The organism is Azospirillum isscasi (assembly GCF_030849505.1).
Taxonomy (GTDB): domain Bacteria; phylum Pseudomonadota; class Alphaproteobacteria; order Azospirillales; family Azospirillaceae; genus Azospirillum; species Azospirillum isscasi.
In genome coordinates, this window is sequence record NZ_JAUJFI010000021.1 from 25,961 (window position 1) to 50,769 (window position 24,809).

A 24,809-nucleotide genomic window follows, 5' to 3' on the forward strand; every position below is an offset into this window, starting at 1 on the left:
CCATACGTTCATGGGTTTCATGGAAGACTTCATCAAGAAGAACCGCATCACCGAAGTGGAATGCCTCGTGCCCGACATGTCGGGCATCGCGCGCGGCAAGATCGTGCCCGCCGAGAAGTTCCTGCGCATCCTGCGCGACCGCGGTCTGCGGCTGCCCGAGGCGATCTTCGTCCAGACCGTCACCGGGGAGTATCCGGAGGACGACTCGGTCACCTCCGACGAGAATTCCGACATCTACATGATCCCGGACGAGCGCACGATCCGCTTCGTCCCCTGGTACGAGGAGCCGACCGCCCAGGTCATCACCGACTGCGTCTATGCCGACGGCAGCCCGGTGAACTTCTCCCCCCGCCATGTCCTGAAGCGGGTGCTGTCGCTCTACGAGGAGCGCGGATGGAAGCCGATGGTGGCGCCGGAGCTGGAGTTCTTCCTCGTCCAGGTCAACAAGGACCCCGACTATCCGCTGGTGCCGCCGGTCGGGCGCAACGGGCGCGTGGAAAGCGGGCGGCAGGCCTTCGGCATCGACGCGGTGAACGAGTTCGATCCGATCTTCGAGATGGTCTACGACTTTTGCGAGGCGCAGGACATCGACATCGACACCCTGACCCACGAGGCCGGGGCGGCGCAGATCGAGATCAACTTCAACCACGGCGACGCGCTGGAACTGGCCGACCAGGCGTTCCTGTTCAAGCGCACGGCGCGCGAGGCGGCGCTGCGCCATCAGGTCTACGCCACCTTCATGGCCAAGCCCATGCAGAACGAGCCGGGCAGCGCCATGCACATCCACCAGTCGGTGGTGGATGCGGATTCGGGCCGCAACCTGTTCTCCGACGCCAACGGGGCGGACACGCCGCTGTTCATGTCCCACATCGCCGGCCTTCAGAAGTATCTGCCCTACGCGATGCCGCTTCTGGCGCCGAACGTGAACTCCTACCGGCGGCTGGTGCCGAACTCCGACGCGCCGATCAACGTGCATTGGGGCCGCGACAACCGCACCACCGGTCTGCGCGTTCCCGTCTCGCCCGCCGATTCGCGCCGGGTGGAGAACCGGGTGGCCGGTGCGGACGCGAATCCGTACCTTGCCATCGCCGCGTCGCTGGCCTGCGGCTATCTCGGCATGGCGCAGGGGCTGGAGCCGACCGACCCGGTGAAGGGGTCCGCCTACCGGCTGGCCTTCACCCTGCCGCGCCACCAGGGCGACGCGCTCCAGAAATTCAACGCCTGCAAGCCGCTGAAGGAGGTGCTGGGCGAGAAGTTCCTGGACGCGGTGACCTGCGTGAAGGAGGCCGAGTACGAGGCCTATCACCGTGTCATCAGCTCCTGGGAGCGCGAGAATCTTCTGCTGAACGTTTGAGCATTTTCCCGCCCCCTTCCGCCGCTGCCGCGGAAGGGGGCGTTTCCGTTCCGCAAAACCCCGCAAACCCCTGCAAACCGTTGACAACCAACCTCCCCGTGAGTGCAATAGCGCTCGCGTCGGGGACGCCGTGCGCTGTGCTGCGCCCCCACGTCGAATCGCCAGAAGTCGAGCGGTCACGAACCGACGAACGATCCAGAACTCGGGGGCTTTCTGTATGAAACGTTTCGCTCTCAGCGTCATCGGCGCCGTCGCGGCGATCGCCATTGCCGGACCGGCGCTGGCCCAGGCCAAGAAGCCGGTCAACATCTACATCTGGAACGACTATCTGGGCGAATCGACGCTGGCCGACTTCACGAAGGCCACCGGTTACGACACCAAGGTCGATCTGTACGACAGCCTGGAGCTGCTGGAGCAGAAGGTGCTGGTCGGCAAGTCGGGCTACGACGTGATCGTCCCCACCGCCGAGCCGACCCTGTCGCGCATGATCCAGGCGAAGGTCGTGGCCCCGCTCGACAAGGCGAAGATTCCGAACCTGAAGAACGTCGATCCGAAGGTTCTGAAGCTCCTGGAGAATTCCGACCCCGGCAACAAGTTCGCCGTGCCCTATCTGGGCGGCACGGTGGGCATCGCCATCATCCCGGAGAAGATCAAGGCCGTCGCCCCCGACGTCCCGCTCGATAGCTGGGACCTGATCTTCAAGCCGGAGGTGGCGAAGAAGGTCGCGGCCTGCGGCATCACCGTGATGGATTCGGCCATCGACGTGATCCCGTCGGTGCTGAACTATCTCGGCCTCGATCCGAACTCCGAGAAGAAGGAGGATCTGGACAAGGTCGAGAAGACGCTGCTGGCGGTCCGCCCCTACATCAAGCAGTTCGTCACCGGCCAGAACATCAACATCCTGGCGGGCGGCGACGCCTGCGTCGTCATGGCCTACAACGGCGACGCCATCCAGGGTGCGGCCCGTGCCGAGGAAGCCAAGAACGGCGTGAAGGTCGAGTACATCACGCCGAAGGAAGGCGTGCAGGTGTGGTGGGACACGCTGGCCATCCCGGCGGACGCGCCGAACAAGGAGGGCGCGCACGCCTACATCAACTTCATCCTGGACCCGGCGAACACCGCCGCGATCTCCAACACGGTCAGCTACGCCAACGCCGTCCCGGCCTCGCTGGCGTCGGTCGATGCGGCCGTGAAGTCCAACCCCGCCGTCTTCCTGCCGGAGAACAGCACCGTCAAGCTGTTCGCCCTGAAGTCGATCAAGCAGTCCACCGACCGCGCCCGCACCCGCGTCTGGACGAAGGTGAAGACCGGCAAGTAAGCGCGCCGCGCAAGCCGGCACGCACGACACGCGCCCTGGTCGCTCCCCATGTCGGGAACGGCCAGGGCGTTCCCATGAGAAGAGGACGCCGAGAGGAGCCGCATGGCCGTCCAGCCGATCCGCAAGCCCACGCGCCTGGAACCCTGGCAGGACCCGGGACAGAAGCCCTATGTGCGAATCGAGAAGGTGACCAAGACCTTCGGCGATTTCGTCGCCGTGGACGAAGTCAGCCTGTCCATCTACCGGGGGGAGTTCTTTGCCCTGTTGGGCGGCTCCGGGTCCGGCAAGACGACCCTGCTGCGCATGCTGGCCGGGTTCGAGACTCCGACCGAGGGCAAGATCTTCATCGACGGCGTCGATATGGCCGGCATCCCGCCCTATGAGCGGCCGGTCAACATGATGTTCCAGTCCTACGCCCTGTTCCCCCACATGTCGGTGGAGCAGAATGTCGCCTTCGGCCTGAAGCAGGACGGCGTCGCGAAGGCGGAGATCGCGGAGCGGGTGGGGGCGATGCTCGACCTCGTCCAGCTCGGCAAGTTTGCCAAGCGCAAGCCGCACCAGCTTTCCGGCGGCCAGCGGCAGCGCGTGGCGCTGGCCCGCTCGCTGGTCAAGCGGCCCAAGCTGCTGCTGCTGGACGAGCCGCTGGGCGCGCTGGACAAACGGCTGCGCGAGCAGACCCAGTTCGAGCTGGTCAACATCCAGGAAAAGCTGGGCGTCACCTTCATCGTGGTCACCCACGACCAGGAGGAGGCGATGACCATGTCCTCGCGCATCGCCGTCATGAACCATGGCGTCATCGCGCAGACCGGCACGCCGACCGAGATCTACGAATACCCGCAATCCCGCTTCGTCGCGGAGTTCATCGGCTCGGTGAACATGTTCGAGGGGCGGGTGGTTGAGGATCAGGCCGACCATGTGCTGATCCGCTCGGAGGACGCCGGCTGCGACCTCTACATCAACCACGCGGTTTCGGTTCCCTCCAACGCCACGGTGGCCGTCGCCGTCCGTCCGGAGAAGATCGCGCTGAGCAAGGAGCCCCCGGCCAACGCCGACGGGCGCAACGTCACCGGCGGGATCGTGCGCGAGATCGCCTATCTCGGCGACGTGTCGATCTATCTGGTGGAACTGAAGACGGGCAAGACGGTGCGCGTGACCGCTCCCAACGTGGTGCGGCGGACCGAGATGCCGATCACCTGGGACGACGAGGTGTATCTGAGCTGGCGTCCCTTCGCCGGGGTGGTGCTGACGCAATGATCGACCTTCTGCGCCGGATCGGCCTGTGGGGGCGGGGGGTGGTGGTCGCCATCCCCTACCTGTGGCTTCTGCTGTTCTTCCTGGTGCCCTTCCTGATCGTTTTCGGCATCAGCCTGTCGGAGGCGATGCTGGCGCAGCCGCCCTACGCGCCGCTGGTCGACTGGCTGGTGGACGAGGACGCAGGCACGACCAAGCTCCAGATCCTGCTGAACCTGTCCAACTATCTGCGGCTGGGCGGGGACGACCTCTACATCCTGGCCTATCTGAACTCGGTGAAGATCGCGCTGGTCACCACGGTCTGCTGCCTGCTGCTGGGCTACCCCATGGCCTATGCCATCGCCAGGGCGGAGCCGGCCAAGCGCGGGCCGCTGATGATGCTCGTGATCCTGCCCTTCTGGACCAGCTTCCTGATCCGCATCTACGCCTGGATCGGCATCCTGAAGGCCAACGGGGTGGTGGACAACCTGCTGCAATGGACCGGCCTGACGACGGAGCCGTTCGAGCTGCTCTATTCGGACTGGGCCGTCTACATCGGCATGACCTACTGCTATCTGCCCTTCATGGTGCTGCCGCTCTACGCGACGCTGGAGAAGCTGGACCCGACCCTGCTGGAGGCGGCGGCGGATCTCGGCTGCCGGCCCTGGAAGGCGTTCCTGACGGTGACTCTGCCGCTGTCGCTGCCGGGGATCATTGCCGGGTCGCTGCTGGTCTTCATCCCCTCGGTCGGCGAGTTCGTGACGCCGGAACTGCTGGGCGGCCCCGACACGCTGATGATTGGGCGCGTGTTGTGGAACGAATTCTTCGCCAACCGGGACTGGCCGGTCGCCTCGGCGGTGGCCATCGCGCTTCTGCTGTTCCTGGTGGTGCCGATCATGGTCTTCCAGCATGTCCAGGGGCGCCAGACGGAGGCGGGGCGATGATGCGGATGGGAAAACTGGCCTGGGCGCTGTGGTTCGGCTACGCCTTCCTGTACGTGCCGATCGCGCTGCTGATCCTGTACTCCTTCAACGAATCGCGGCTGGTCACGGTCTGGGGCGGCTTCTCCACCAAATGGTACACGGAGCTGTTGCAGAACGACCAGCTCCTGGGGGCGGCGTGGCTGTCGCTCCAGGTGGCGGCGATGTCGGCCACCGCGTCGGTCGTGCTGGGCACCGTCGCCGGGCTGGCGCTGGCCCGGTTTGGGCGGTTCCGCGGGCGGACGCTGTTCGGCGGCATGATCACGGCACCGCTGGTCATGCCGGAGGTCATCACCGGCCTGTCGCTTCTGCTGCTGTTCGTGGCGCTGGAGCAGGCCATCGGCTGGCCGGACGGACGGGGCATGACGACGATCACCATCGCCCACACCACCTTCACCATGGCCTATGTCGCGGTCATCATCCAATCGCGACTCGTCAGCCTGGACGAGAGCCTGGAGGAGGCGGCCATGGATCTCGGCGCCCGTCCGGCCAAGGTGTTCTTCGTCATCACCCTGCCGATCATCGCGCCGGCCATCGTGTCGGGCTGGCTGCTGGCCTTCACCCTGTCGCTCGACGACGTGGTGGTTGCGAGCTTCGTGTCGGGGCCGGGCTCCACCACGCTGCCGATGGTCATCTTCTCCAGCGTGAAGTTCGGAATCAGCCCGCAGATCAACGCGCTGGCGACGTTAATGATGGTGGTGGTCGCCACTGGCATCTTCATCGCCAGCCTGGTCATGGCCCGGCAGGAACGGCAGAAGAAGCGTGACGAGCAGATGGCGGTGCAGGGGGGCTGAAAGGGGGGGCTGTTGCCCCCGTCTACCCCGGAATTTCGCCTCATGGGGGCTATGCCGTAAGGCCGCAGACGGCGGGGGTGGCCGTTCGCTGTTGCATTTGCTATTGTGTGGGCATCTGCAACAGCGAATGAGGCCGTATCATGCGTGCGCTTTTATGGTTCCCGATGCTTCGTCTTGGTTTTTCGATGCCTTTTTCGGCGCCGGTGCGCCGCTATTCGGATCGCCCGCCCTCCCGCCGTTGAGCGGTCGAGCGCGCCGCCCTTCCGGGCGCTTCGGTGGCCCCCGTTTGGTGGCCGTTGCCAAATCCTCCGCTCCGTGGTTAGGGTGACCGTGGGTCACGGGTGACGCCGTGACGACCCGCTCCGGCCACGCAACAAGAGCCGGGCATTTCAGGGATTTGGCAGGAGATTCAACGATGACGACACCGGCGGCGGAAGGCTTCACCATGCCGGGCGAATGGGAACGGCACACCCGCTGCTGGATGGCGTGGCCGTGCCGGCCCGAGACGTGGCCCGACGGGGCCTTCGACGCCGCCGCTGCCGCCTACACCGACGTCGCGCGCTCCATCAGCCGGTTCGAGCCGGTGACCATGGTCTGCGACCCCGCCGATGTCGCCGACGCCTCCCTGGCCTGCGGGCCGGGCGTCGAGATCCTGCCCCTGCCGATCAGCGATTCCTGGGTTCGCGACACCGGGCCCAGCTTCGTCATCGATGGGAAAGGGCGGTTGGCGGGCGTTCACTGGCGCTTCAACGCCTGGGGCGGCAATTACCCGGATTGCGCCAAGGACCAGCAGGTCGGACGCCTGATGCTGGAGCATCTGGGCCTGCGCCGCTTCGAAGCGCCCCTGGTGATGGAGGGCGGCTCCTTCCATGTGGACGGGGAGGGGACCCTGCTGACGACCGAGCAGTGCCTGCTGAACCCGAACCGCAACCCGCATCTCGGCAAGGCGGAGATCGAGGAGCTTCTGAAGGAGCATCTCGGCATCTCCACGGTCATCTGGTTAGGCGAGGGCTATCAGGACGATGAGACGGACGGTCACATCGACGAGATCGCTCTGTTCGTGAAGCCCGGAGTCGTCATGGCGATCACCACCGACGATCCCGGCGATGCCAATTTCAAGGCGTTCCAGGACAATCTGGATCGGCTGAAGCGCGCCCGCGACGCCCAGGGGCGGGAGTTGGAGGTCATTCCGGTCCGCCAGCCGGCGCGGCGCGACGAGAACGGCGTGCGGCTGACCCTGTCCTATACGAATCTGTACATCGCCAACGGCGGAATCGTCATGCCGGCCTTCGAAGACCCGGCGGACGACGAGGCGTTCCGCATCGTGCGCCGGGCCTTCCCGGACCGCGAGGTGGTGCAGATCCCGGCGCTGGACATCGTGCGCGGCGGCGGTGGCATCCACTGCATCACGCAGCAGCAGCCGGTGGGGACCACTTCAGATCAATCTTGAGCGACGCGCTGAATTCATCTTTTGATCCCGATCGCTCCCCGCAAATCGGCACCATCGAGCTTGGCCCCCCGAAGATCAGCGCCGGTGAGGTCGGCATCGGTTAAGTTGGCGCCGCAGAGATCGGAATTCCGAAGATCGGTACCTTGCAGGTTCGCCTGTGCAAAGTTCGCCATGCGGTAATCGCCCCTGGACAGGTCGGCACCTTCCAGATCGGCTTCGGAAAAGTTCGTCGGCCAATCCCGTGTGGCGATGCCAACGGTAATCGCCATGGGAGAGCAATTCATTTGCGCGAGCATTGCCTTTCGCAGAGTTGCTCCCTTGAGATTCGTTCCCCGGCATACAGCGTCGGTGAGGTTCGTTTGCATGAGGTTGGCGTAGGAGAGGTCCGCCATGGTGAAGCAGCAGCCGTTCAAGGCGCTGTCCGTCATCATGGCGGACTGGAAGTTCGCTGCTGAAAAATCCGTACCGCCAAGGTCCACGTTGCGCAGATCAACCCGCGACAGATCGGCCTGGGCTCCCTCGGCTCCCAGCGAGGCAACCCATCGGGCGTGCGCGCGGATGATGTCCTGTATCGATTGCTCCAGCGAATCCAGCCCGCGCGGCAGGCGGGCCTTCCGCATGTCGGCCTTCATCAGCGCGCCCTGGCCGATCACGGTGGTGGTGAGGTCGGCGTCGGCAAACACCGCGCCATCAAGAACGGCGTTCACCAGCAGCGCGCCCTGAAGGTTTGCGCCGACAAAACTGCAATTGGACAGATCGGCGCCGGTGAAGTTGACCTTGCGCAGGACGCTTCCAGCGAAGTCGGCACCGTTCAGCCTCGCGTTGGAGAAGTTTGCGTTGCTGAGGTCCGTTCCCGCGCCGATGGTGCGCGAGAAGCGCGCTCCTTTGGCCTGGGCGCTGCGGAACATCGCTCCTGCCATCCGGGCATTGCCGTCATCGGTCCAGGCTCGTGTCAGAGCACCGCCCTGCTGTTTGGTGAGAAGGACCCCCTCTCGAAAGTCGGCAAAGTCGAGGATCGCTTCCGACAGGTTGGCGCTTCGCAATCGTGCCCCCCGCAGGTCCGCCTTCTCCAACTTGGCATAACGAAGGTCGCAGTTGATCATGCTGGCACCGAACAGATTGACCTCAGCAAGGTTTGCACGGATGAACCGGCTGCCATCGAGCATTGCGCCCGTCATATCCGCCCCCATCAGGAGTCGACCTGAGAAGTCCAGGCGGTCGGCATGTCTCATGCCGATGCTGAGCCTTTGACCACCTTTCATACGGCGCAGGAACAGAAGGTGGGCTTGCAGAAGGTCGTTCAGGCAGGGTTGCGTTATTCGATTCGATACTTTTGCCAGCAATGGCTGCTCCCCCCGGATGCGCGTATCGGTACGCGGCCGCATAATATGACCAGTGATCACTATATGCAACCCGGCCTTCCGGTCGTGCCGTTGACGTTCAAACCGGGGAGGGTCCGCGCTGGGCGCCGCAGCCTGTGCGGTCAACCAAACAGACGAAGGATTGCCTGTTGGCTTTGGCTCGCCAAGCTCAGAGCTGAGGTGGTGAGTTGCTGGCGGGTTTGCAGCGTCAGAAGGTTTGCACCTTCCTCGCTCTGATCCACAAGTATCATTTTATCCGCTCCACCGCTCAGAATGTCGCTGAATTCTTTGGTGAACGTTTCCCGGGTGGAGAGAATATCCAGACCCGTCGATAGTTCGGTCCCGGCACTGCGCAGTTTCTGCGTGGCCCGATCCAGTTCGCCGACGGCCTTGTCGATGTCAGCTCGGTCCGCCCACGAATTTATGCTGCGATCGATTGCCAGTCCGGTGCCGCCGGTGGTGATGTTCTTGGCCTCTATGGTGATGTTGGAGGATGGCTGTAGGCCGGTCTGAACGACAAGGTCGTTGCCATCGGTTGCGTGGACCATCTGCGTGACATCCACCTCGGCGACCTTACCCGAGTGAGCCGCGCGATAAAGGACGCGTGTGGGAACTTGCGAGGAGGGATCCGGGGGTGGAAATAGAGTGATCTGGTTTGTCGATGCGTTGCCTGTCAGATCGATGTTGAACGACGCTCCTTTGCTATGGCCGTTGACCCCCTTTGCAAATCCAATCGGAACGTTGGACTGGGCGCCGTTTGGCAATTTGAACGTATAGGCAGACGATGCGTCGATTCCCAAGTAATTCGTAGGATTGACAGTGATTAATTGGAAACCGGCCCCGGCGCTGTCGGCTCCGCCGTTGCTTATCTCGACGTAGATGGGCGTGGTAACGTTTTGCGCAGTATGATTTGAAACGCGAATATCTTGCGAGGAGCCTCCACCATAAACGCCATGATCGAACGCCGACGCGCCAGAAGCGACAAGGTCAATGGTTGTCGAGGTTGGCCCTAGACTCGGGGCGATAACAATGTTCGCTCCGTTATTTTGTCCGCCTGACAATTGGATCGGATAAAGATAATAATTTCCCAATGCATCGAACGCTGCGTTGTGTATCCGGAGATTCGCTTTGCTTCCGGTTGTGTCATTGATATTCACATAGCGATACCCTGAGCCAGCAGAATTATCCGCGGCAACGTCAATGCTAAGGGTTGTGTTTGTGGAAAAATTCATCCAACCCATAGGGAATTCATCACCAGCGCCACCTTCAGGCGGAATGACAGATGAGTTGTTGTTTGTTGCGGTCTGAATGTGGATGCCGCTCTTTGTATGTGACGGTGTTAGAATTCCTGAGCTAATTTTGGCCGTAAAATTGCTCGCGGTAGGATCGGATGACATTCCCGGCCACATTGGGAGATTGATGATCTCCTGATTGTTCGAAAAAAAGGAGCTGCCCGTCAGCGATATATCGGCGGTTGACGAGAAAAATTGATATTGCCCATATGCGCTGGGAATGAAGGAACCATATGGTACTCCGCCGCTGCCGTCTCCGATCGTCTCTTCGTATGAGAGGTCAAACTGATGATCAGATAGTGCATTTCCGATGCTGGGATCGGTGATGAATCCTGCGAGAGGTCCTTCCAATACAATTTTTGACCGGCTTTCCGACGCCTGTTGCAGTTTCTTCACATCGATGTTCACGCGCAGAGAGGTATCGTCAAAAGAGAAAACATTCTCCCCCGCTCTGATTCGATCAGAGGTGTTGACGGAATTCAGGCTCTTTGTTTCGACCTGCCCGTTGTTGCAAGCAACCTCCATGCTGAGATCAATGTCTTTGGTTACCGGCACCTCAATCGGTGCGCCTGCCGTGGCCCTTGCCCGGTCCGCAAGATCGCTTTCGGAATAGGTGAAGGACACCCAAGCCCCGCTGGCGAAGCCAAAGCGGAACACCTTGGATGGTGTGGTGGTCCCTGCCTTCGACAAATCAATGTCAAGGGTTTGGCTTTCGCGGCCATCTTGGATCAGCAGCGTGGCCTTGTCGCCGCTCTGCCGTTTCAGAGTCAACTTGATCGGGTCGATGTTGGCGTTGTCGTAACTGCTGAAGCCGAACAGCTTGAAATGACCGAGGCCAAGATTGTTCTCGACATCACGCAGACTCTCCTCGTTCGCCGAAATTTGCCCGTCACCGAAAACACGGATCTTGTAAGTTCCGGTATTGCTGGCGTTGGTCACATCGACTTTGGTAATTCCCGGAATGGTCAATGCTTCTATTTTGCTGTATTGGGTTGCGACATAGTCCGATTTTACGCTGTTGAGGAGATTTTTTCCGCGATATCCGCTGTCGCCTGCCGCCTTGTCGATCTGAACGAGCAATTGATCGTACTGCGCGGCCAAGGCTGCGCGCGTCATCCGGCTTGCCTCATCATTGCCGAGGCAGGAGAGCGCGGTGACGGTCAAGCCCTTCGCCTGTTCCGCGAACTGGCCAATTGCTTCGACGCCCTTATCGGCAGCTTTCACTGTGGAGATGGCTTGAGCCATCTGATCCTTCAGAGCCGTGAGATCTTCCGCTCGATTTCTGAGGCTCTTGGCGGCGAAATAGGCAGGCGGGTTGTCCAACGCCGTGTTGACCTTCAAACCGCTCGCCAACCGTTCATGCGCCCGCGCCTGCTTCTGACTCGTGTTCTGAAGCGTTAGCAGGCTGGTCCTGATCCCGGCGGATAGTGTGACGTTGTTTTCCGCCACCGTTCATTCTCCATCTTACCGCTGAACCGAGCGGTCGCGGCCGGTCCATGCGTGGTCCTGTGTAGTGACCTATGGTCACTATACCATGGAGTATGCCATCCTCCAGGGGCTTGATTCTGAAGCGTCTAGGAGCTGTTTTTGGATAAGAAGACGCCACAAAATAATGACCAGTGGGTATATTATGTCCATTGATGGCGGCAAGACGTGCCGGTTGCCTTGCTGCGCCGTCTCTGCGAAGGTCGGGACCGGGCGGAGCAAGACAAGAGGCATACGTGCATGGTCAAGCCGGTTCGTGTTAAAGGCGTGGCGAGTCTGCTTGAGCAATCGGCACGACTAATCCACGGCGGCGGGCATCGCCATGGCCTATATCCGGCGCAATGGACGGCCTTGCGTTACTTCGCGGAAGTGACGCCGCAAGCCCGCACGGCGGCAGGATTGATGCGCTTTCAAAATATGGCGATGAGTCCAATTGCCAGAACCGTCCGATCACTGGTCGAGAAGGGGCTGGTGGCGCGGCAGCCCAACCCCCGGGATGGGCGATCTGATTTGATAGAGCTTACGCCACAAGGGCGCGAACTGCTTCGATTCGACCCTCGGAATGACTTGGAAGTCCTGCTTCGCCGGCTGCCTTCCGATCATTTGGCTAGCCTCGCCCTGGCTCTCCAGACCGTCATTCAAGGCATGGTTGAGGCGGACGCCTCGTCCGATCCCCCGGATGAGGCTGGCGAGGATCAGTGAGAAAGCAAGCCGCGCACCTTCTCGACCAACTCCTCATTGTCGAAAGGTTTGATGAAGATTGCGTCGGCACCCCAGGTGTCAGCCAGGGCCACCGAGAAATCGATAGGCGCTTTGGGAGCGCCGCCCGAAATGGCAACAACAATCAAACTCTCGTGTGAAGACCGAATCTGACGCAGCAGTTCAAGGCCATCCGTGCCGGGCATCCAGATATCGGTGATCACGGCATCGAAATCGCCACTGCGGAGCTTGGCCATTGCGTCGCCGCCATCTTGTGCTTCGGTGATGTCGAAGCCGTGCCGCTGAAAGGTGCTGGCGATGGAAAAACGAACCTCTTCGACATCGTCAACCAGCAGAATGTTGGGCATGAGCGGTCCCCGGTCAGGTGTCCGTGCCAATAGCCGGCACGGTGATGATGAAGGTCGTTCCCTTGTTTGGCGCGGTGCGCACGTCGATGGTACCGCCCCAATCCTTAACGATGCCGTATACCACCGATAATCCCAAGCCGGTGCCGCTTCCAATCGGTTTGGTAGTGAAGAACGGCTCAAAGATCCGGGCACGCACGGCTTCATCCATGCCGGCGCCGTCATCCGTGACGGTCAGGCGGAAGGAGGCCGCCGCGTCGTCCCGGTCGAGCACGATGTTGATCGTTCCCCGGCCATCCATAGCGTGAGAAGCGTTGAGCAGGAGATTGGTCAACACCTGCGACACCTCTGTCGCCGATGCCTGGATGATGCCGGTCACGTCGATTCGGGTGTGGATGGCAACGCTCGGGGGCAGGCTGCGGCGATTGAGATCGGCCGCCGCAAGGATGGCGTCCCCAATATCAAGAGGCCCGCGCGGGCCAGCACCCTGTCGGGCGAAGCTCAGAACCTTACGGACGATGTCAGCGGCCTTGGTGCCGCAGGACCGGATCATCCGTAGGTGACGGCGTGCATCCTGTCCTTCCTGCCCCCACAGATGCTCCACCTCCGTGGCAAGGTTGATCATGGGATGGAGGAGGTTGTTGATCTCATGGGCGACGCCACCGGCAAGCTGACCGAGCGCAACCAGTTTTTCCCGCTCCCGCTCCATGCCTTCGCGCTTCTGCGCGGCGGCGATATCCTCATGGAGAACGAGATAGGCCGATGTCGCATCGTCATCGTCCTTGATGGGAGCCAGGCTCAGCCGGTCGCGAAGAATCGCACCATCCGCCGTGACCAGGTCTACGGTATGGCGTGCGCGTTCCCGGTGGCGGATGGCATCGTAGAGGTCGTCGGGGGTTTTGCCGGGTGCCAGCAAACCGGCGAGGTCGGCATCGTGAAGTTGATCTCTTGTGTAGCCGGTGAGCGTGCAAAAGGCGTCGTTGACAAACAGCAGGGCGAGCCGAGGGGTTGCGGTGTCGATGATGGTCACGCTGATTGAGCTTGCGTGAACGGCCTGCGCCAGCATGCGGTTCTCAGATGCGATATCCCTTTGACGCTGTTCACTCTTACGCAATGCGGCAGCCGTGCCTTTGTGTTCGCTGATGGCTGCGCCGATCAGCAACGCGGCCACGTCGGTCATGACAAGCAGGACCTGAAGTTGCGCCGGGTCGCCCGTCCGACCGAACGCCTTGTAGAGCAGAACCGCGACGATGTTCACCACCACGATGCCGACAACGGCGGCTCCGAACCCGTTGCGCAGAGCAAGCATGGCAACTGGAAACAGGACGATGAACCATGCTTTGCCATTGGTGATGAAGGCTGCATCGATGGAAAAGGCAACAGCGGCGAATCCGGCAATGGAAAGGGTGCCGATCAGCAGCGAACGGGATGGTTGCGGGAGCCAGCCCGCAGAAGGGGAGGGGGGCGTTCGATCTTCCAAAGCGGCGAAAAGCATCAGGAAGACCGGGCAGGCCAACAGCACGCCAGCGAGATCACCGATCCAGAATGATACGAGGATATCGATGAAGGTGGAGTTGACCCAGTACGGCTGAAAAATTAAGCCGGCTGTAATCGCCGATAGGAGAGTTGATCCGCAAGCAATGGCAACAAATATATTGACATGCGATCGGTCGCGCAAAGGAAGTTGAGACCTGGTTAAGAATTTTAGGTAAAGCCCTGCCGATCCGTAAATGAAGACTTGTCGAACCCCGCTCATCATATCGAGAAGGCTGAATGTGTTGTCGTACCAGAAGATGCCGATGATCGCACAGATCAGATAGCGTGGACCAAAGGTTGCCAGGAAAGCGATGGTCAGCCCAGGCCCTGGGTACCATGCGCTGGCGGATTGAGAGATATCGAATGCATGGGCGGCCTCATAGAGACCCATCCATAGGATGGAGAACAAAGTCGTCGATACAACAACAGATAGAAATTTATTGCTATTCAGTTTCAGAAAAGAGATTTTTAGCATTTTACTATTCGTATAGGGCGAGTTGGATTTTATTGTCATGTTGCGACTGTCACGGTGCTTGTGTATCGCATAAAGAAATCAGTGATCACCAGATAAATTCGCAGTCAGCGAGTTTGTTTATCGGAGCCGCCACCTGCGTCGATTCGGATCTTGAATCGGACAGCGCGTGAGCGCATCTTCTTAACATGCAGTTAAATCCGCTCAATCTGCCCCCGATGGCAAAGCCGCAGCCGCCGATCACCCCGGCGATGCAGATGGCTATGTCGCCCGCGGTGCAGGCGGCGCAGCAGACCACACCGACGGTCCGCACCCAGACGGTCCAGGCGACCCAGGCGGTCGGCAAAATGGACCCGACGCGGGAGACGCGCAACGCCACCCAGTCCGGGCAAGCGGTGGACCCGCAGGCGGCGGCGGTCCAGGCTTGGACCAACGGCACCGGCTATGGCAGCAAGCAGCGCGGTTCACTGCTGGACGTCAGCGTCTGAGGCGTTTTTACGCGTCCTTTCCCGCTGTTCAATCTGCGGTCACTCCGCCATTATCCTGTGTGAAGCCGCGGCGGTTTTTTGCGTTGCCGAAGGCTCTTGCCGGCAAGCTGGCTCGGCAGTAACGCGCTGGAGCTGTTCGCGTGATGCATTCCGTCATGATCGACATGATCGCCGCCGGACAAACCGATGTGGGGCGGGTCCGCTCGCGCAACGAGGATTCGTTCCACCTCGATCCGGCCCTGGGGCTGGCGTTGGTCTGCGACGGCATGGGCGGTCACGCCGGTGGCGACATCGCCAGCCGGACCGCGGCGGAGGGCGTGGCCACCGTCATCGCCGCCCATGGCCGCCGTGCCGAGGCCAGCAGCAAGACTCCGTCCGCGGCGGAGGAGGAGAGGGCGGCGGCTGACGCCGCTTTGCTGGCCCGTTATGCGGTCGTGGCAGCCAACCGCCGCATCCATGCCCAGAACCGGCAGCGCGGATTCGCTGAAGGGCGGGGCATGGGAACCACGCTGGTGGGGCTCTGGCGGGTGCCGGGAACCGGGCGCGTGGTGGTCTTTCACGCCGGGGACAGCCGCCTGTACCGTCTGCGCGACGGCGAACTGCGGCTGCTGACGCGCGATCACAGCCTCTATCAGCTCTGGCTGGACAACGGGCGCCGCGGGCCGGCCCCCCATCGCAACATCATCGTCCGTGCGCTCGGCACCGGGGAACAGGTGGAGCCCGACGTGGCCATCCACGATTTGGCGCCCGACGACCTCTATCTCCTGTGTTCGGACGGGCTGAGCGGAGTCGTGCCGGAAGGCGTGATCCAGCGGCTGTTGACCCAGCAGCCGCCACCGGCCGCCGAAGACGCCTGCGCCCGTCTCATAGACCTCGCCAACGGAGCCGGCGGCCCGGACAACGTCACCATCGTCCTGGCCCGTTTCGTCCTTTCGCCGGCCTGACCGGACCCCCGATCCCGGACCCCCGATCCCACAGGACACCCGATCAGGGCGCCCTGGTTTTCAGGAAACGCGCCGCCGCCAGGGTCGCCGGAGGGGCACCGTCCAATGCCTGCTTGAGCGCGGGGAGATAGGCCGCCGCCGCTTCGGCTTCGGGCCGGGGAGACGCGAACAGCGGTGCGGGGCTTGCGATCACGACGATCAGTTCGTGACCGAACGGTGGCCCGACGGTCCAGAATCGCCCGCCGCCGCCACGCTCTCCAAGCCGGCGGACCGCGCCTGCAGCGACCCGGCTGTTGGTTTCCAGGGGATTGGGCAGGAGATGGATCACGTCGCCGTCCGACGTGAAATAATCCACTTGGAGATAGGCCGGGAAATCAGGGGCAACGATGTCGAACAGCAAATCCTGACCGTTCTCGAACGGCGTCCCGGCAGGCGCTTCGAAGCGAATGGCCAAAGGCATCGCCGCGCCGGCATTGGCGGTCCGCAGCGCGCCGATCAGGGTCAGAGGCTCGCACAGGGCAGGGGACGCCCGCTCGATATCGACGGCGGCCCTTTGCCCCACGACGAACTCCTGCGCGAGCAGCGCGAGGCTGTCCGGGTCGGTGTCGCCCGCCGACAGCCCGGAGATCGCCACCCTCCGGTCCTTGCCGACAGCGACATCCAACTCCGCGCAATGGAACTCGGACAGGGCCGCGCGCAGGGCCGACAGGTCTGGGACGGCTGGTGTGGAGGGAACCGGCGGGTTGTCCGTCACGGGCGCCGGTTGGGCGGGAGGGGTGCGGTTTTCGCCGGGATCGGCAGCAGCCGCCGCATGGTTCGGCGCAGTCATGATCCCGACCGCGACCGCCGCCGCGAACCACGCCGCGGTGACTTGCAGCCGCCATGTTCTCAGTGCGTGGGCGTCCTTCACGAGAACCCGACCGTTGGGTATAAACTGCGGTTTATGTAGCGTGCCTTTCAGGCACCGCCAAGGGCGGAAGGACCGGCCGGTGTGGAGCCAACGTCGATCATATAATCTTGATTATGGAAAATAAGATCGACGGGAAGGGAGGAGGGCACCAATCCGTCCCTTCCGGCGTTCTGCCCGATGGATTATCGTCGCGGCTCGTTTCCGCGTTCGTTCCCTTCGATGAAGGCTGCGCCTTATGGCTCGTTCCCCGTGGCTTTTCGGCCCCGTGTTGTCGCTTTGTCTGATGCCGTTCCCGTCCGTGGCCCAGATGCCGGCGCAAACGCCGGCGCCGGTCCAGGCACTTGATTGCGCCAAGCCGGGCAGCCGCGCCGACCGGACCGTCTGCGCCAGCGCCGACCTGAAGGTTGCTGCGGAGGACGTCGCGACGCTCCTGCGCGGCACGCTGGGCAACACGCCCGCCGATGGCCGGGACATCATCCAACGCGCGCAGACCGCCTTCCTGACCGAGCGTGACGGTGTTTGCACCGACAAATCCACCATTCCGGCCTGCCGGTCGCTGTATGAGAAGCGCGCCGCCGACCTCGCCGCCCAGAACTCTGCGGCGCAGAAGAAGCTCGCCTCGGTCGCCGCCGGCATTCCGAAGGATCCCAAGGCCGCCGCCGCGGCGCTTCAGCGCTACAACGGGGCCGCGGCCAAGGCGTGGCTGGTCTACCTCTTCCAGAGCGGCGCCGTGACGGTGCCCGACAAGGATGCCGCCGTGCGCAAACTGGTGGATGAAATCCTCAGACAGGATCTGATGAAAGATCCATATCTCCTTGAAGAGATGACCAATCTTGGTGACGTGGCCAGCGCGCCGCTGGGCACGGTGCTGCTGTTTCTGCGCCATGTCCTGTCCACAACGGAGATGGACGCGCCCTGCTTCCTCTTCACCAAGCACGGACAGCCGGCCTTCGAAGCCTTCGGCGCCTTCTGGGGCAACGCGCGCGACGAGACGCCCGGCCTGTGCAGCCCGCCGTCGTCGGTCTTCGATCTGCCGGAATGGAAGGCGGTGTCGGCCCATATGGACCCGGCGATCGAGCCGGCCCTGGCGGAGCGCGGCAGCATCCGCCACGGCTACGAGCGCCAGTTCGAGGTGGACGATCTTCAGGCGTCCCTGGTGCCCAGCACCCTTCTGGAAGCACCCATGTCCGCCGAAGCCAAGAGGGCGGCCGAACTGCGCGGGAAGACCGTCGCCGCCTTCCGGTCCTGGAACGACTTTGAGGTTTGGCCGGAGAAGGACTACCGCGCGACGGTGAGTGCCCTGCCCGCCGCCATCGCTGCCACATCAAAGCTTTACAGAGAAAAGTTCAAGCTGCTTCCGCAGACGGCGGATCAGGCGGCGAAGGCCGCCGGGGACCGCTTCGTAGCCGGGCGGCTGGGTCTCATCATGCCGGACGATTGACGACGGTCGCCCTGCCCCGCCCAGCGGGCAGCGCCGTTGTTCATCAAAGCTCGATCACGAGCCCGTCGTAAGCGGGCTCGACGCCGGGCGGCAGCAGGCGGCGGACCGTGTCGTAATCCATGGTCTGGTCCATGTGCGTCAGGTAGGCCCGCTTGGGCCGCACCCGGGCGATCCATTCCAACGTCAGGGCCAGATGGGCATGGACCGGGTGCGGAGGCTCTACGCGGGCGCAATCGACCACCCACACCTCGACGCCGTCCAACGCCGCGAAGGCGTCTTCATCCAATCTCACAACATCGGTCGAATAAGCAAATTTATCAAAGCGATAGCCAAAGGTCTTCATATAGCCGTGATCCTGCTCGAACGGCACGATCCGGTGCCCGCGCACGTCGAACGGACCTTCCACGGCATGAGGCGTCAGCACCGGGCGGTAGAAGGGATCGCCCGGACGCAGCGGTTCGAAGCAATAGGAAAAGCGCCGCTGCAATTCGGCGAGATCCTCAGCCCCCCCATAGGCGTCGATGGGGGCGTGCATCGCCCGGCACAGCTCCCGCAACTCGTCGATCCCGTGGGAATGGTCGGCATGCTGGTGGGTCCACAGAACCGCGTCGAGCCGGCGCAGGTCGCTGTCGAGAAGCTGCCGGCGCAGGTCCGGCGAGGTGTCGACCAGGACACTGACCCCGCCCTGCCCCGCCCCTTGCTCCCACTCCACCAAAACGGACGGGCGCATCCGGTGGTTCCTGGGGTTCGCCGGGTCACAGGAGCCCCAGCCGAGGCCGATCACGGGAACGCCCCGCGACCCTCCGCAGCCGAGGATCGTGACCCGCTGGGCGGTCATGCGGCGGCCTGCTGCGCCGTGCCGGCGCGTGGGAACAGGCGGAAGAAGTTCTCGGTGGACAGCCGCGCCAGCTCCGCCGCGTCCACGCCCTTCACCTCGGCGACGCAGGCCGCGGTGTGGGCGACGTAGGCCGGCTCGTTGCGCTTGCCGCGGAACGGCACCGGCGCCAGATAGGGCGCGTCCGTCTCCACCAGAATCCGGTCCAGCGGAACATCCTTCACAATGGCCCGGAGGTCCTCCGACTTCTTGAAGGTGACGATCCCGGACAGCGAGATGTGGAAACCAAAATCCAGAGCGTCTTCAGCGAGTTGCCGCCCGGAGCTAAAGCAGTGCAGCAACCCGTTGACCGGCTGCCCGGCGGCTTCCTCGCGGACGATCCGCATGGTATCGGCGTCGGCGTCGCGGGTGTGCACGATCAGCGGCAGGCCGGTTTCCAGGCTGGCGCGGATGTGCCGGCGGAAGCATTCCTGCTGAACGTCCCGCGGGCTCTTGTCGTAGAAATAATCGAGCCCGGTCTCGCCCAGCCCGATCACCTTCGGGTGCTTCGACAGCTCCACGAGGCGTTCGACGGTCACTTCGGCGAACTCTTCCGCCGCCTGGTGGGGGTGGACACCCAGCGAGCACAGAACGTCGTCGTACCGCTCCGCGACCGCCAGAATCCGGTCGAAACGCGACAGGTAAGTGCAGATGGTCACCATCCGCCCCACCCCCGCCTGGCGGGCGCGGTCGACGACCGCGTCCAGCTCCTCGGCGAAATCGGGAAAGTCGAGATGGCAGTGGCTATCGACCAGCATGGTTTCTCAGCTCTTCGCTTCGTCCACATAGCGCGGGAACACGCCCTGCGGCGTGGGCAGCGGCGTGCCGGGGACCAGAGCCCCGGCCGCCCCCAGCCGGTCGAATCCGCGGGCGTCCGGCCCCTGCGCCAACTGGTCCAGGATCCTGGCCGAGGCTTCCGGCATGATCGGCTGGGTCAGGATGGCGAGGTGGCGGATGGTCTCGGCCAGCACGTACAGCACCGTGGCCATGCGCGCCGGATCGGTCTTCTTCAGCGCCCAGGGCGCCTGCTCGTCCACATAGCGGTTGCCGTCGCCGATCACCGCCCAGATGGCGTCCAGCGCCTTGTGGAAGGCCTGCGCCTGGAACTCGGCACGGACGATGGGCAGCAGGTTGCGGGCGGCGCCGAGCAGCGCGTCGTCGGCCTCCGTGAAGGCCCCCGGCTGCGGCACGGCAGCCCCGCAGTTCTTGCCGATCATCGACAGCGAGCGCTGCACGAGGTTCCCGTAATCGTTGGCGAGGTTGCCGTTGATCCGCTGCACCATCTGCTTGTGCGAGAAGTCGCCGTCATTGCCGAAGGGCACCTCGCGCAGCAGGAAATAGCGGGTCTGGTCCAGGCCGTAGGTGTTGACCAGCGTCTCCGGCGCGATGACGTTGCCCAGCGACTTCGACATCTTCTGGCCTTCGATGGTCCACCAGCCGTGCGCGAAGACGCGCTTCGGCGGGGCCAGCTTGGCGGCCATCAGGAAAGCCGGCCAGTATACGGCGTGGAAGCGCAGAATGTCCTTGCCGACCATGTGCAGGTTGGCCGGCCAGTACCTGGCGTACTCGCCGCTCTCGTCCGGGAAGCCGACCGCGGTGATGTAGTTGGCCAGGGCGTCCAGCCACACATACATGATGTGGTCGGGGTTGCCCGGCACCGGGATGCCCCACTTGAAGGTGGTGCGGCTGACCGACAGGTCCTTCAGCCCCGACTTCACGAAGGCCATGACCTCGTTGCGCTTGCCGGCGGGGGCGATGAAGTCCGGGTTCTGCTCGTAGAACTCCAGCAGGCGGTCCTGCCAGGCCGACAGGCGGAAGAAGTAGGACGGTTCCTCCACCCACTCGCACTCGGCGCCGGTCGGGGCGATCTTCTTGCCGGACGGCGAGGTGGTCAGCTCGTCCTCGCCGTAGAACGCCTCGTCGCGCACGGAATACCAGCCGGCGTAGCTGCCGAGATAGATCTCTCCGGCGGACTCCAGCCGGCGCCACAGCTCCTGCACCGATGCGATGTGCCGCGGTTCCGTCGTGCGGATGAAATCGTCGTTGGAATAGTTCATCAGCGACACGAGATCGCGGAAGTTCTGCGACACGCGGTCGGTGAACTCCTGCGGCGCGATGCCGGCGTTCATGGCGGACTTCTCCACCTTCTGGCCGTGCTCGTCGGTGCCGGTGAGGAACTTCACGTCATAGCCGTCCAGCCGCATGAAGCGGGCCAGCACGTCGCAGGCGAGCGTGGTGTACGCATGCCCGATGTGGGGCACGTCGTTCACATAGTAGATCGGAGTCGTCAGGTAAAAGGTCTTCGACCCGGTCATGTCAGCGGCTCTCCCGAGAATGCGCCGGCCCGGCGTCTGGCCGGCCCGGTGGAGCGTGGTGTTTGTCGTACGTGTTTAATTAGCAGCCGCTTCCAGCGTCGCCAAGGCGTTCAGGACCACCTGTTTGCGGTCGAGATTGGCGGATTCCGCACGGGCGAAGTGGCGTTGGACCTTTTCCCACACCTCCACCCAACGTTCAAGGCCGCGGGCGTTGGCCAGACGGGTCATCAGGGCGGCCTCCCCGGCCACCACCTCCGCCGGCCAGGCGCCGCGCGCCAGCGACCGGACGAAGCGGGCCAGCCACCAGACGAGCAGGTCGGTGGCCGTCTCGTACAGCCCGTCGTCCTGCTTGCGGGTCAGCTTGTCGCCGAAGGCGTGGGCGGCGGCGATGTCCAGCCGCGGCAGGGTGCCGAGCAGCCCGATCAGTTCCCGGTACAGATCCAGCCCGCCGGCCTCGGCCAGCCCGATCGCCCGGCCGATGCTGCCCTCCGACAGGCGGGCAAGCGCCGCAAGATCCTCGTCGCCGAGGTCCGGACGATGCTGTGTCAACAGGTTGAGAACCGTTTCTTCAGGAAGCGGATGAAGCGTGAGCTTGCGGCAGCGGGAGCGGATGGTCGGCAGCATGCCACCCGGATTGTCGCTGACCAGCAGCAGCAGGGCGCCCGGCGGGGGCTCCTCCAAAATCTTAAGAATGGCGTTCAAACCGCTGAGATTCATGCGATCTGCGCCGTCGATCACCGCCACACGCCAGCCGCCTTCGGCGGCGGTCTTGCGCAGGAAGGGACCGATCTTGCGCACGTCGTCCACCGCGATGTCGCGCTTCAGCCGGTCGCGCTTCTCGTCGCGCTGGCGTTCCACGGTCAGCAGGTCGGCGTGTCCGCCCGATGCGACGCGGCGGAAGACCGGGGCGTCCGGCGCCAGCGCCAGCGAGGCGGGCGGCGGCGGTGCGCCGAACAGGCCGGCGTCCGCCGGCTCGTGCCCCTGGGACAGGACGAAGCGGGCGAAGCGGAAGGCCAAAGTGGCCTTGCCGATCCCCGGCGGGCCACCGATCAGCCAGGCGTGCGGCAGCCGCCCGGAGTTCCAGGCGTCCAGCAGCAGGCGCTCTGCCTCCTCGTGACCGGTCAGGCCGGGGTTGCGGCGCGGGGCGAGAGCGTCGCCTTCCACCACCGGTTCGGGCGCGCGGGCGCGGCTCACTCAGGACACTCCCAGGCGACGGGTCACGCAATCCAGGATCGCCGCCTGAACCGCCTCGACCGGATGGGCCGCGTCGATGACCACGCAGCGCTCCGGGTCGCGGGCGGCGATGTCCAGAAAGCCGGCGCGCAGGCGGTGGTGAAAGGCGATGTCCATGCGCTCGTACCGGTCCTCTCCGCCGCGGCGGGCGGCGGCGCGGGCCAGCCCGTCCTCCACCGGCAGATCGAGGATCAGGGTCAGGTCGGGCCGGAAGCCGCCCAGGGCGGCCTCCTGAAGCGTGGCGACCAGCTCGCGCCCCAGCCCCAGCCCGTAACCCTGATAGGCCATGGTGCTGTCGAAGAAGCGGTCGCAGACGACCCAGTGCCCGGCCTCCAGCGCCGGCCAGACGGTGCGCTCCAGATGGTCGCGGCGGGCGGCGGTGTGCAGCAGCGCCTCGGTCACCGGACTCCAGCGCCCGGTCTCGCCGGACACCAGCAGGCCCCGGATGTCCTCCGCGCCGGGGGAGCCGCCGGGCTCGCGGGTCGGCACGACCGTCTTTCCGCAGGCGGCCAGCGCGTCGGCGAGAAGCCGGATCTGGGTGGACTTGCCCGCCCCTTCCCCGCCCTCCAGCGTGATGAACCGCCCGCGCGTCATGGTCTGCTCCCGATGGTGATGAGGCCCGCTACGGAACTTGCGGAGGGACGGGCCGGATTACACCAATCAGCTCGCCCCGAAAATGAGGAACTTCGCCGCCGCCAGGGCGCGGCCCACGAAGCCCAGCTTCTCGACGTCCTGGGCGGCGACCACCGGGAACTCCTTGCCCGGGAAGCCGGGGGCGGAGACCACCACCTTGCCCACCACGTCGCCCTTCTTCACCGGGGCGGCGACCGGGGCGTTGCTGACCAGCGAAACCTTCATGCCGCCGCGGTCGGCGCGGGCCATGGTGACCTTCATGTCCTCCGGCACGGTGACCGGAACGGCGTCCTGGGCTCCCAGCCAGACCGGCACCTGATCGACCGTCTCCCCCGCCTTGAACAGGGCGTAGGTGGCGAATTCGCGGAAGCCCCATTCGATCAGGCGGGCCGATTCGTCGGCGCGGGCCTGCATGCTGGGCAGCCCGTTGACCACCAGGACGAGGCGCCGCCCTTCCCGCTCCGCCGAGGCGGTCAGGCCATAGCCGCCCGCTTCGGTGTGGCCGGTCTTCATCCCGTCCACGTCCATGCCGCGGTAAAGCAGCGGGTTGCGGTTGCCCTGGTTGATGCCGTGGTACTTGAACTCACGGATCGAGTAGTAATGATAGTATTCCGGGAAATCCTTGATCAGATGCTGTGCCAGGACCGAAAGATCGCGGGCGGTCATGTAGTGGTTCGGGTCGGGCCAGCCCGTGGCGTTGGTCAGGTTGGTGTCCTTCAGCCCCAGCTCGCGCGCGCGCTTGGTCATGCGCTCGGCAAAAGCCGATTCGGACCCGGCCAGCCCCTCGGCGAAAACGATGCAGGCGTCGTTGCCCGACTGCACGATCACGCCCTTGATGAGGTCGTCCACCTTGATGTTGTTGTGCAGTTCCACGAACATCTTGGAACCCTGCATCCGCCACGCGCGCTCCGACACCGGCAGCGTGCTTTCCAGGGTCAGCCGGCCTTCCTTGATCGCGTCGAAGACCATGTACATCGTCATGATCTTGCTCATCGAGGACGGCGCCATGCGCTGATCCGGGTTCTTCTCGAACAGCACGGTGTTCGAGGTGATATCGACCAGGATCGCCTGCTTGGCGATGGTTTCGATGCTGGCGGCGTGAGCCACCGGCCCCACCCCCGCCGCGAACAGCGCGACCGCAAGGCCCATGGCGAAACGGGTGCGGGCAACGCGGGTGCGGACGACAGCGACCATGACAACTCCCTTCGAAACGCGGACTGGACAAGACGTGGAACGGAACGGCGCCCGGAGCCTGGGAAAGCTCGGGCTGGGCTCTGTACGGGTGATCAATCGACCACGATTTTGGCTTCGGTAAGGCCGGCTTGGATGATCTGGTTCAAAACGGTGTCGGCGGAGTCCACGCTGGCCAGCGGACCCACCCGCACCCGCTGCAGCTTCTGCCGTCCGGTGACCGTCTGGGTGACCTGTGCCTGCTGGCCGAGCGAGGCCAGGCGGGCACGCACGCGGGTGACGTTGTCCTGGCTGCCGAAGGCGCCGACCTGGACGTAGATCTGCTCATGGGGCTTCACCGGCAGTTCGGCGACCACCGCGGCCGGGACGAAGCGCCCGTCCACCATGTCGCCGGCGACCGTCGCGGGGGGCGGGACCGGGGCGCGGGTGACCGCGGCGGGCGCG

Annotated in this window: 22 protein-coding genes; 10 read left to right on the forward strand and 12 right to left on the reverse strand. The window is 64.0% G+C overall.

Annotated features, from left to right (window positions below; translation table 11 throughout):
- The first annotated feature begins 10 nt into the window (after positions 1-10).
- The 6 genes from QSG27_RS06770 to QSG27_RS06795 all read left to right on the forward strand — a co-directional run bounded on the left by QSG27_RS06770 (position 11) and on the right by QSG27_RS06795 (position 7,126).
- Positions 11-1,354, forward strand: a complete 1,344-nt coding sequence (locus tag QSG27_RS06770; RefSeq protein ID WP_014240470.1) for a glutamine synthetase family protein — start codon at positions 11-13, stop codon at positions 1,352-1,354.
- A 217-nt stretch (positions 1,355-1,571) separates the two neighbouring features.
- Complete coding sequence (locus tag QSG27_RS06775; protein WP_306704475.1) at positions 1,572-2,672, forward strand: extracellular solute-binding protein; 1,101 nt, start codon at positions 1,572-1,574, stop codon at positions 2,670-2,672.
- Positions 2,673-2,774: 102 nt separating this feature from the next.
- Positions 2,775-3,926, forward strand: coding sequence for an ABC transporter ATP-binding protein (locus QSG27_RS06780; protein ID WP_306704476.1), 1,152 nt, complete (start codon positions 2,775-2,777; stop codon positions 3,924-3,926).
- On the forward strand, positions 3,923-4,846 hold the full coding sequence (locus QSG27_RS06785; protein ID WP_306704477.1) for an ABC transporter permease subunit: 924 nt from the start codon (positions 3,923-3,925) through the stop codon (positions 4,844-4,846). Before QSG27_RS06780 ends, QSG27_RS06785 begins: the two co-directional genes overlap by 4 nt.
- Positions 4,843-5,676 carry an ABC transporter permease subunit gene (locus QSG27_RS06790; protein WP_306704479.1) on the forward strand — a complete coding sequence of 278 codons (834 nt, stop codon included), beginning with the start codon at positions 4,843-4,845 and terminating at the stop codon, positions 5,674-5,676. The genes QSG27_RS06785 and QSG27_RS06790 overlap by 4 nt, the downstream gene beginning before the upstream one ends.
- A 415-nt stretch (positions 5,677-6,091) precedes the next feature.
- Entirely contained in the window at positions 6,092-7,126 is a 1,035-nt protein-coding gene (locus QSG27_RS06795) for an agmatine deiminase family protein (protein WP_306704480.1), read from the forward strand.
- A 14-nt stretch (positions 7,127-7,140) separates the two neighbouring features.
- Here QSG27_RS06795 and QSG27_RS06800 read toward each other — a convergent pair whose 3' ends face one another.
- The gene (locus tag QSG27_RS06800) at positions 7,141-8,469 is read right to left on the reverse strand and encodes a pentapeptide repeat-containing protein (protein WP_306704481.1); all 1,329 of its coding nucleotides are present in this window, start codon (positions 8,467-8,469) and stop codon (positions 7,141-7,143) included.
- Positions 8,470-8,609: 140 nt separating this feature from the next.
- Entirely contained in the window at positions 8,610-11,228 is a 2,619-nt protein-coding gene (locus tag QSG27_RS06805) for a flagellin N-terminal helical domain-containing protein (RefSeq protein ID WP_306704483.1), read from the reverse strand.
- Between the two features lie 276 nt (positions 11,229-11,504).
- On the opposite strand from QSG27_RS06805, the gene QSG27_RS06810 reads away from it, so the two are divergent.
- On the forward strand, positions 11,505-11,966 hold the full coding sequence (locus QSG27_RS06810) for a MarR family winged helix-turn-helix transcriptional regulator (RefSeq protein ID WP_306704486.1): 462 nt from the start codon (positions 11,505-11,507) through the stop codon (positions 11,964-11,966).
- On the opposite strand, the gene QSG27_RS06815 is transcribed toward QSG27_RS06810, so the two are convergent.
- Positions 11,960-12,331 (reverse strand): response regulator, encoded by a 372-nt coding sequence (locus QSG27_RS06815; RefSeq protein ID WP_306704487.1) that lies wholly within the window; start codon positions 12,329-12,331, stop codon positions 11,960-11,962. The two genes, QSG27_RS06810 and QSG27_RS06815, sit on opposite strands and share 7 nt — an antisense overlap.
- Positions 12,332-12,344: 13 nt before the next feature.
- Positions 12,345-14,339: an ATP-binding protein gene (locus QSG27_RS06820; protein ID WP_306704490.1), complete on the reverse strand. Its 1,995-nt coding sequence runs from the start codon at positions 14,337-14,339 to the stop codon at positions 12,345-12,347.
- Between the two features lie 254 nt (positions 14,340-14,593).
- On the opposite strand from QSG27_RS06820, the gene QSG27_RS06825 reads away from it, so the two are divergent.
- Together QSG27_RS06825 and QSG27_RS06830 are read left to right on the forward strand one after the other, a co-directional pair.
- On the forward strand, positions 14,594-14,824 hold the full coding sequence (locus tag QSG27_RS06825) for a hypothetical protein (protein WP_306704492.1): 231 nt from the start codon (positions 14,594-14,596) through the stop codon (positions 14,822-14,824).
- 143 nt (positions 14,825-14,967) lie between these two features.
- On the forward strand, positions 14,968-15,768 hold the full coding sequence (locus QSG27_RS06830; RefSeq protein ID WP_306704512.1) for a PP2C family protein-serine/threonine phosphatase: 801 nt from the start codon (positions 14,968-14,970) through the stop codon (positions 15,766-15,768).
- Between the two features lie 43 nt (positions 15,769-15,811).
- Here the strand turns inward: QSG27_RS06830 and QSG27_RS06835 are convergent, their stop codons facing one another.
- A complete protein-coding gene (locus QSG27_RS06835; RefSeq protein WP_306704494.1) occupies positions 15,812-16,678 on the reverse strand; it encodes a DUF4384 domain-containing protein in 867 nt (288 codons plus the stop codon).
- Positions 16,679-16,961: 283 nt separating this feature from the next.
- On the opposite strand from QSG27_RS06835, the gene QSG27_RS06840 reads away from it, so the two are divergent.
- Entirely contained in the window at positions 16,962-18,119 is a 1,158-nt protein-coding gene (locus QSG27_RS06840) for a lysozyme inhibitor LprI family protein (RefSeq protein ID WP_306704496.1), read from the forward strand.
- A 43-nt stretch (positions 18,120-18,162) separates the two neighbouring features.
- Here QSG27_RS06840 and QSG27_RS06845 read toward each other — a convergent pair whose 3' ends face one another.
- From QSG27_RS06845 to QSG27_RS06875, 7 genes are all read right to left on the reverse strand, one after another.
- On the reverse strand, positions 18,163-18,957 hold the full coding sequence (locus QSG27_RS06845; protein WP_306704498.1) for an MBL fold metallo-hydrolase: 795 nt from the start codon (positions 18,955-18,957) through the stop codon (positions 18,163-18,165).
- Positions 18,954-19,751 (reverse strand): TatD family hydrolase, encoded by a 798-nt coding sequence (locus QSG27_RS06850; RefSeq protein ID WP_306704500.1) that lies wholly within the window; start codon positions 19,749-19,751, stop codon positions 18,954-18,956. The genes QSG27_RS06845 and QSG27_RS06850 overlap by 4 nt, the downstream gene beginning before the upstream one ends.
- A 6-nt stretch (positions 19,752-19,757) precedes the next feature.
- Positions 19,758-21,308, reverse strand: a complete 1,551-nt coding sequence (gene metG, locus QSG27_RS06855; protein WP_306704501.1) for a methionine--tRNA ligase — start codon at positions 21,306-21,308, stop codon at positions 19,758-19,760.
- 75 nt (positions 21,309-21,383) lie between these two features.
- Positions 21,384-22,502, reverse strand: coding sequence for a DNA polymerase III subunit delta' (locus QSG27_RS06860; RefSeq protein WP_306704503.1), 1,119 nt, complete (start codon positions 22,500-22,502; stop codon positions 21,384-21,386).
- Positions 22,503-23,135, reverse strand: coding sequence for a dTMP kinase (gene tmk, locus QSG27_RS06865; RefSeq protein WP_306704505.1), 633 nt, complete (start codon positions 23,133-23,135; stop codon positions 22,503-22,505). It abuts the gene before it with no gap.
- 66 nt (positions 23,136-23,201) lie between these two features.
- Positions 23,202-24,368 (reverse strand): D-alanyl-D-alanine carboxypeptidase family protein, encoded by a 1,167-nt coding sequence (locus QSG27_RS06870; protein WP_306704507.1) that lies wholly within the window; start codon positions 24,366-24,368, stop codon positions 23,202-23,204.
- A 92-nt stretch (positions 24,369-24,460) separates the two neighbouring features.
- Positions 24,461-24,809 (reverse strand): SPOR domain-containing protein (locus tag QSG27_RS06875; RefSeq protein ID WP_306704508.1); only part of this gene is annotated, 349 nt, incomplete at its 5' end.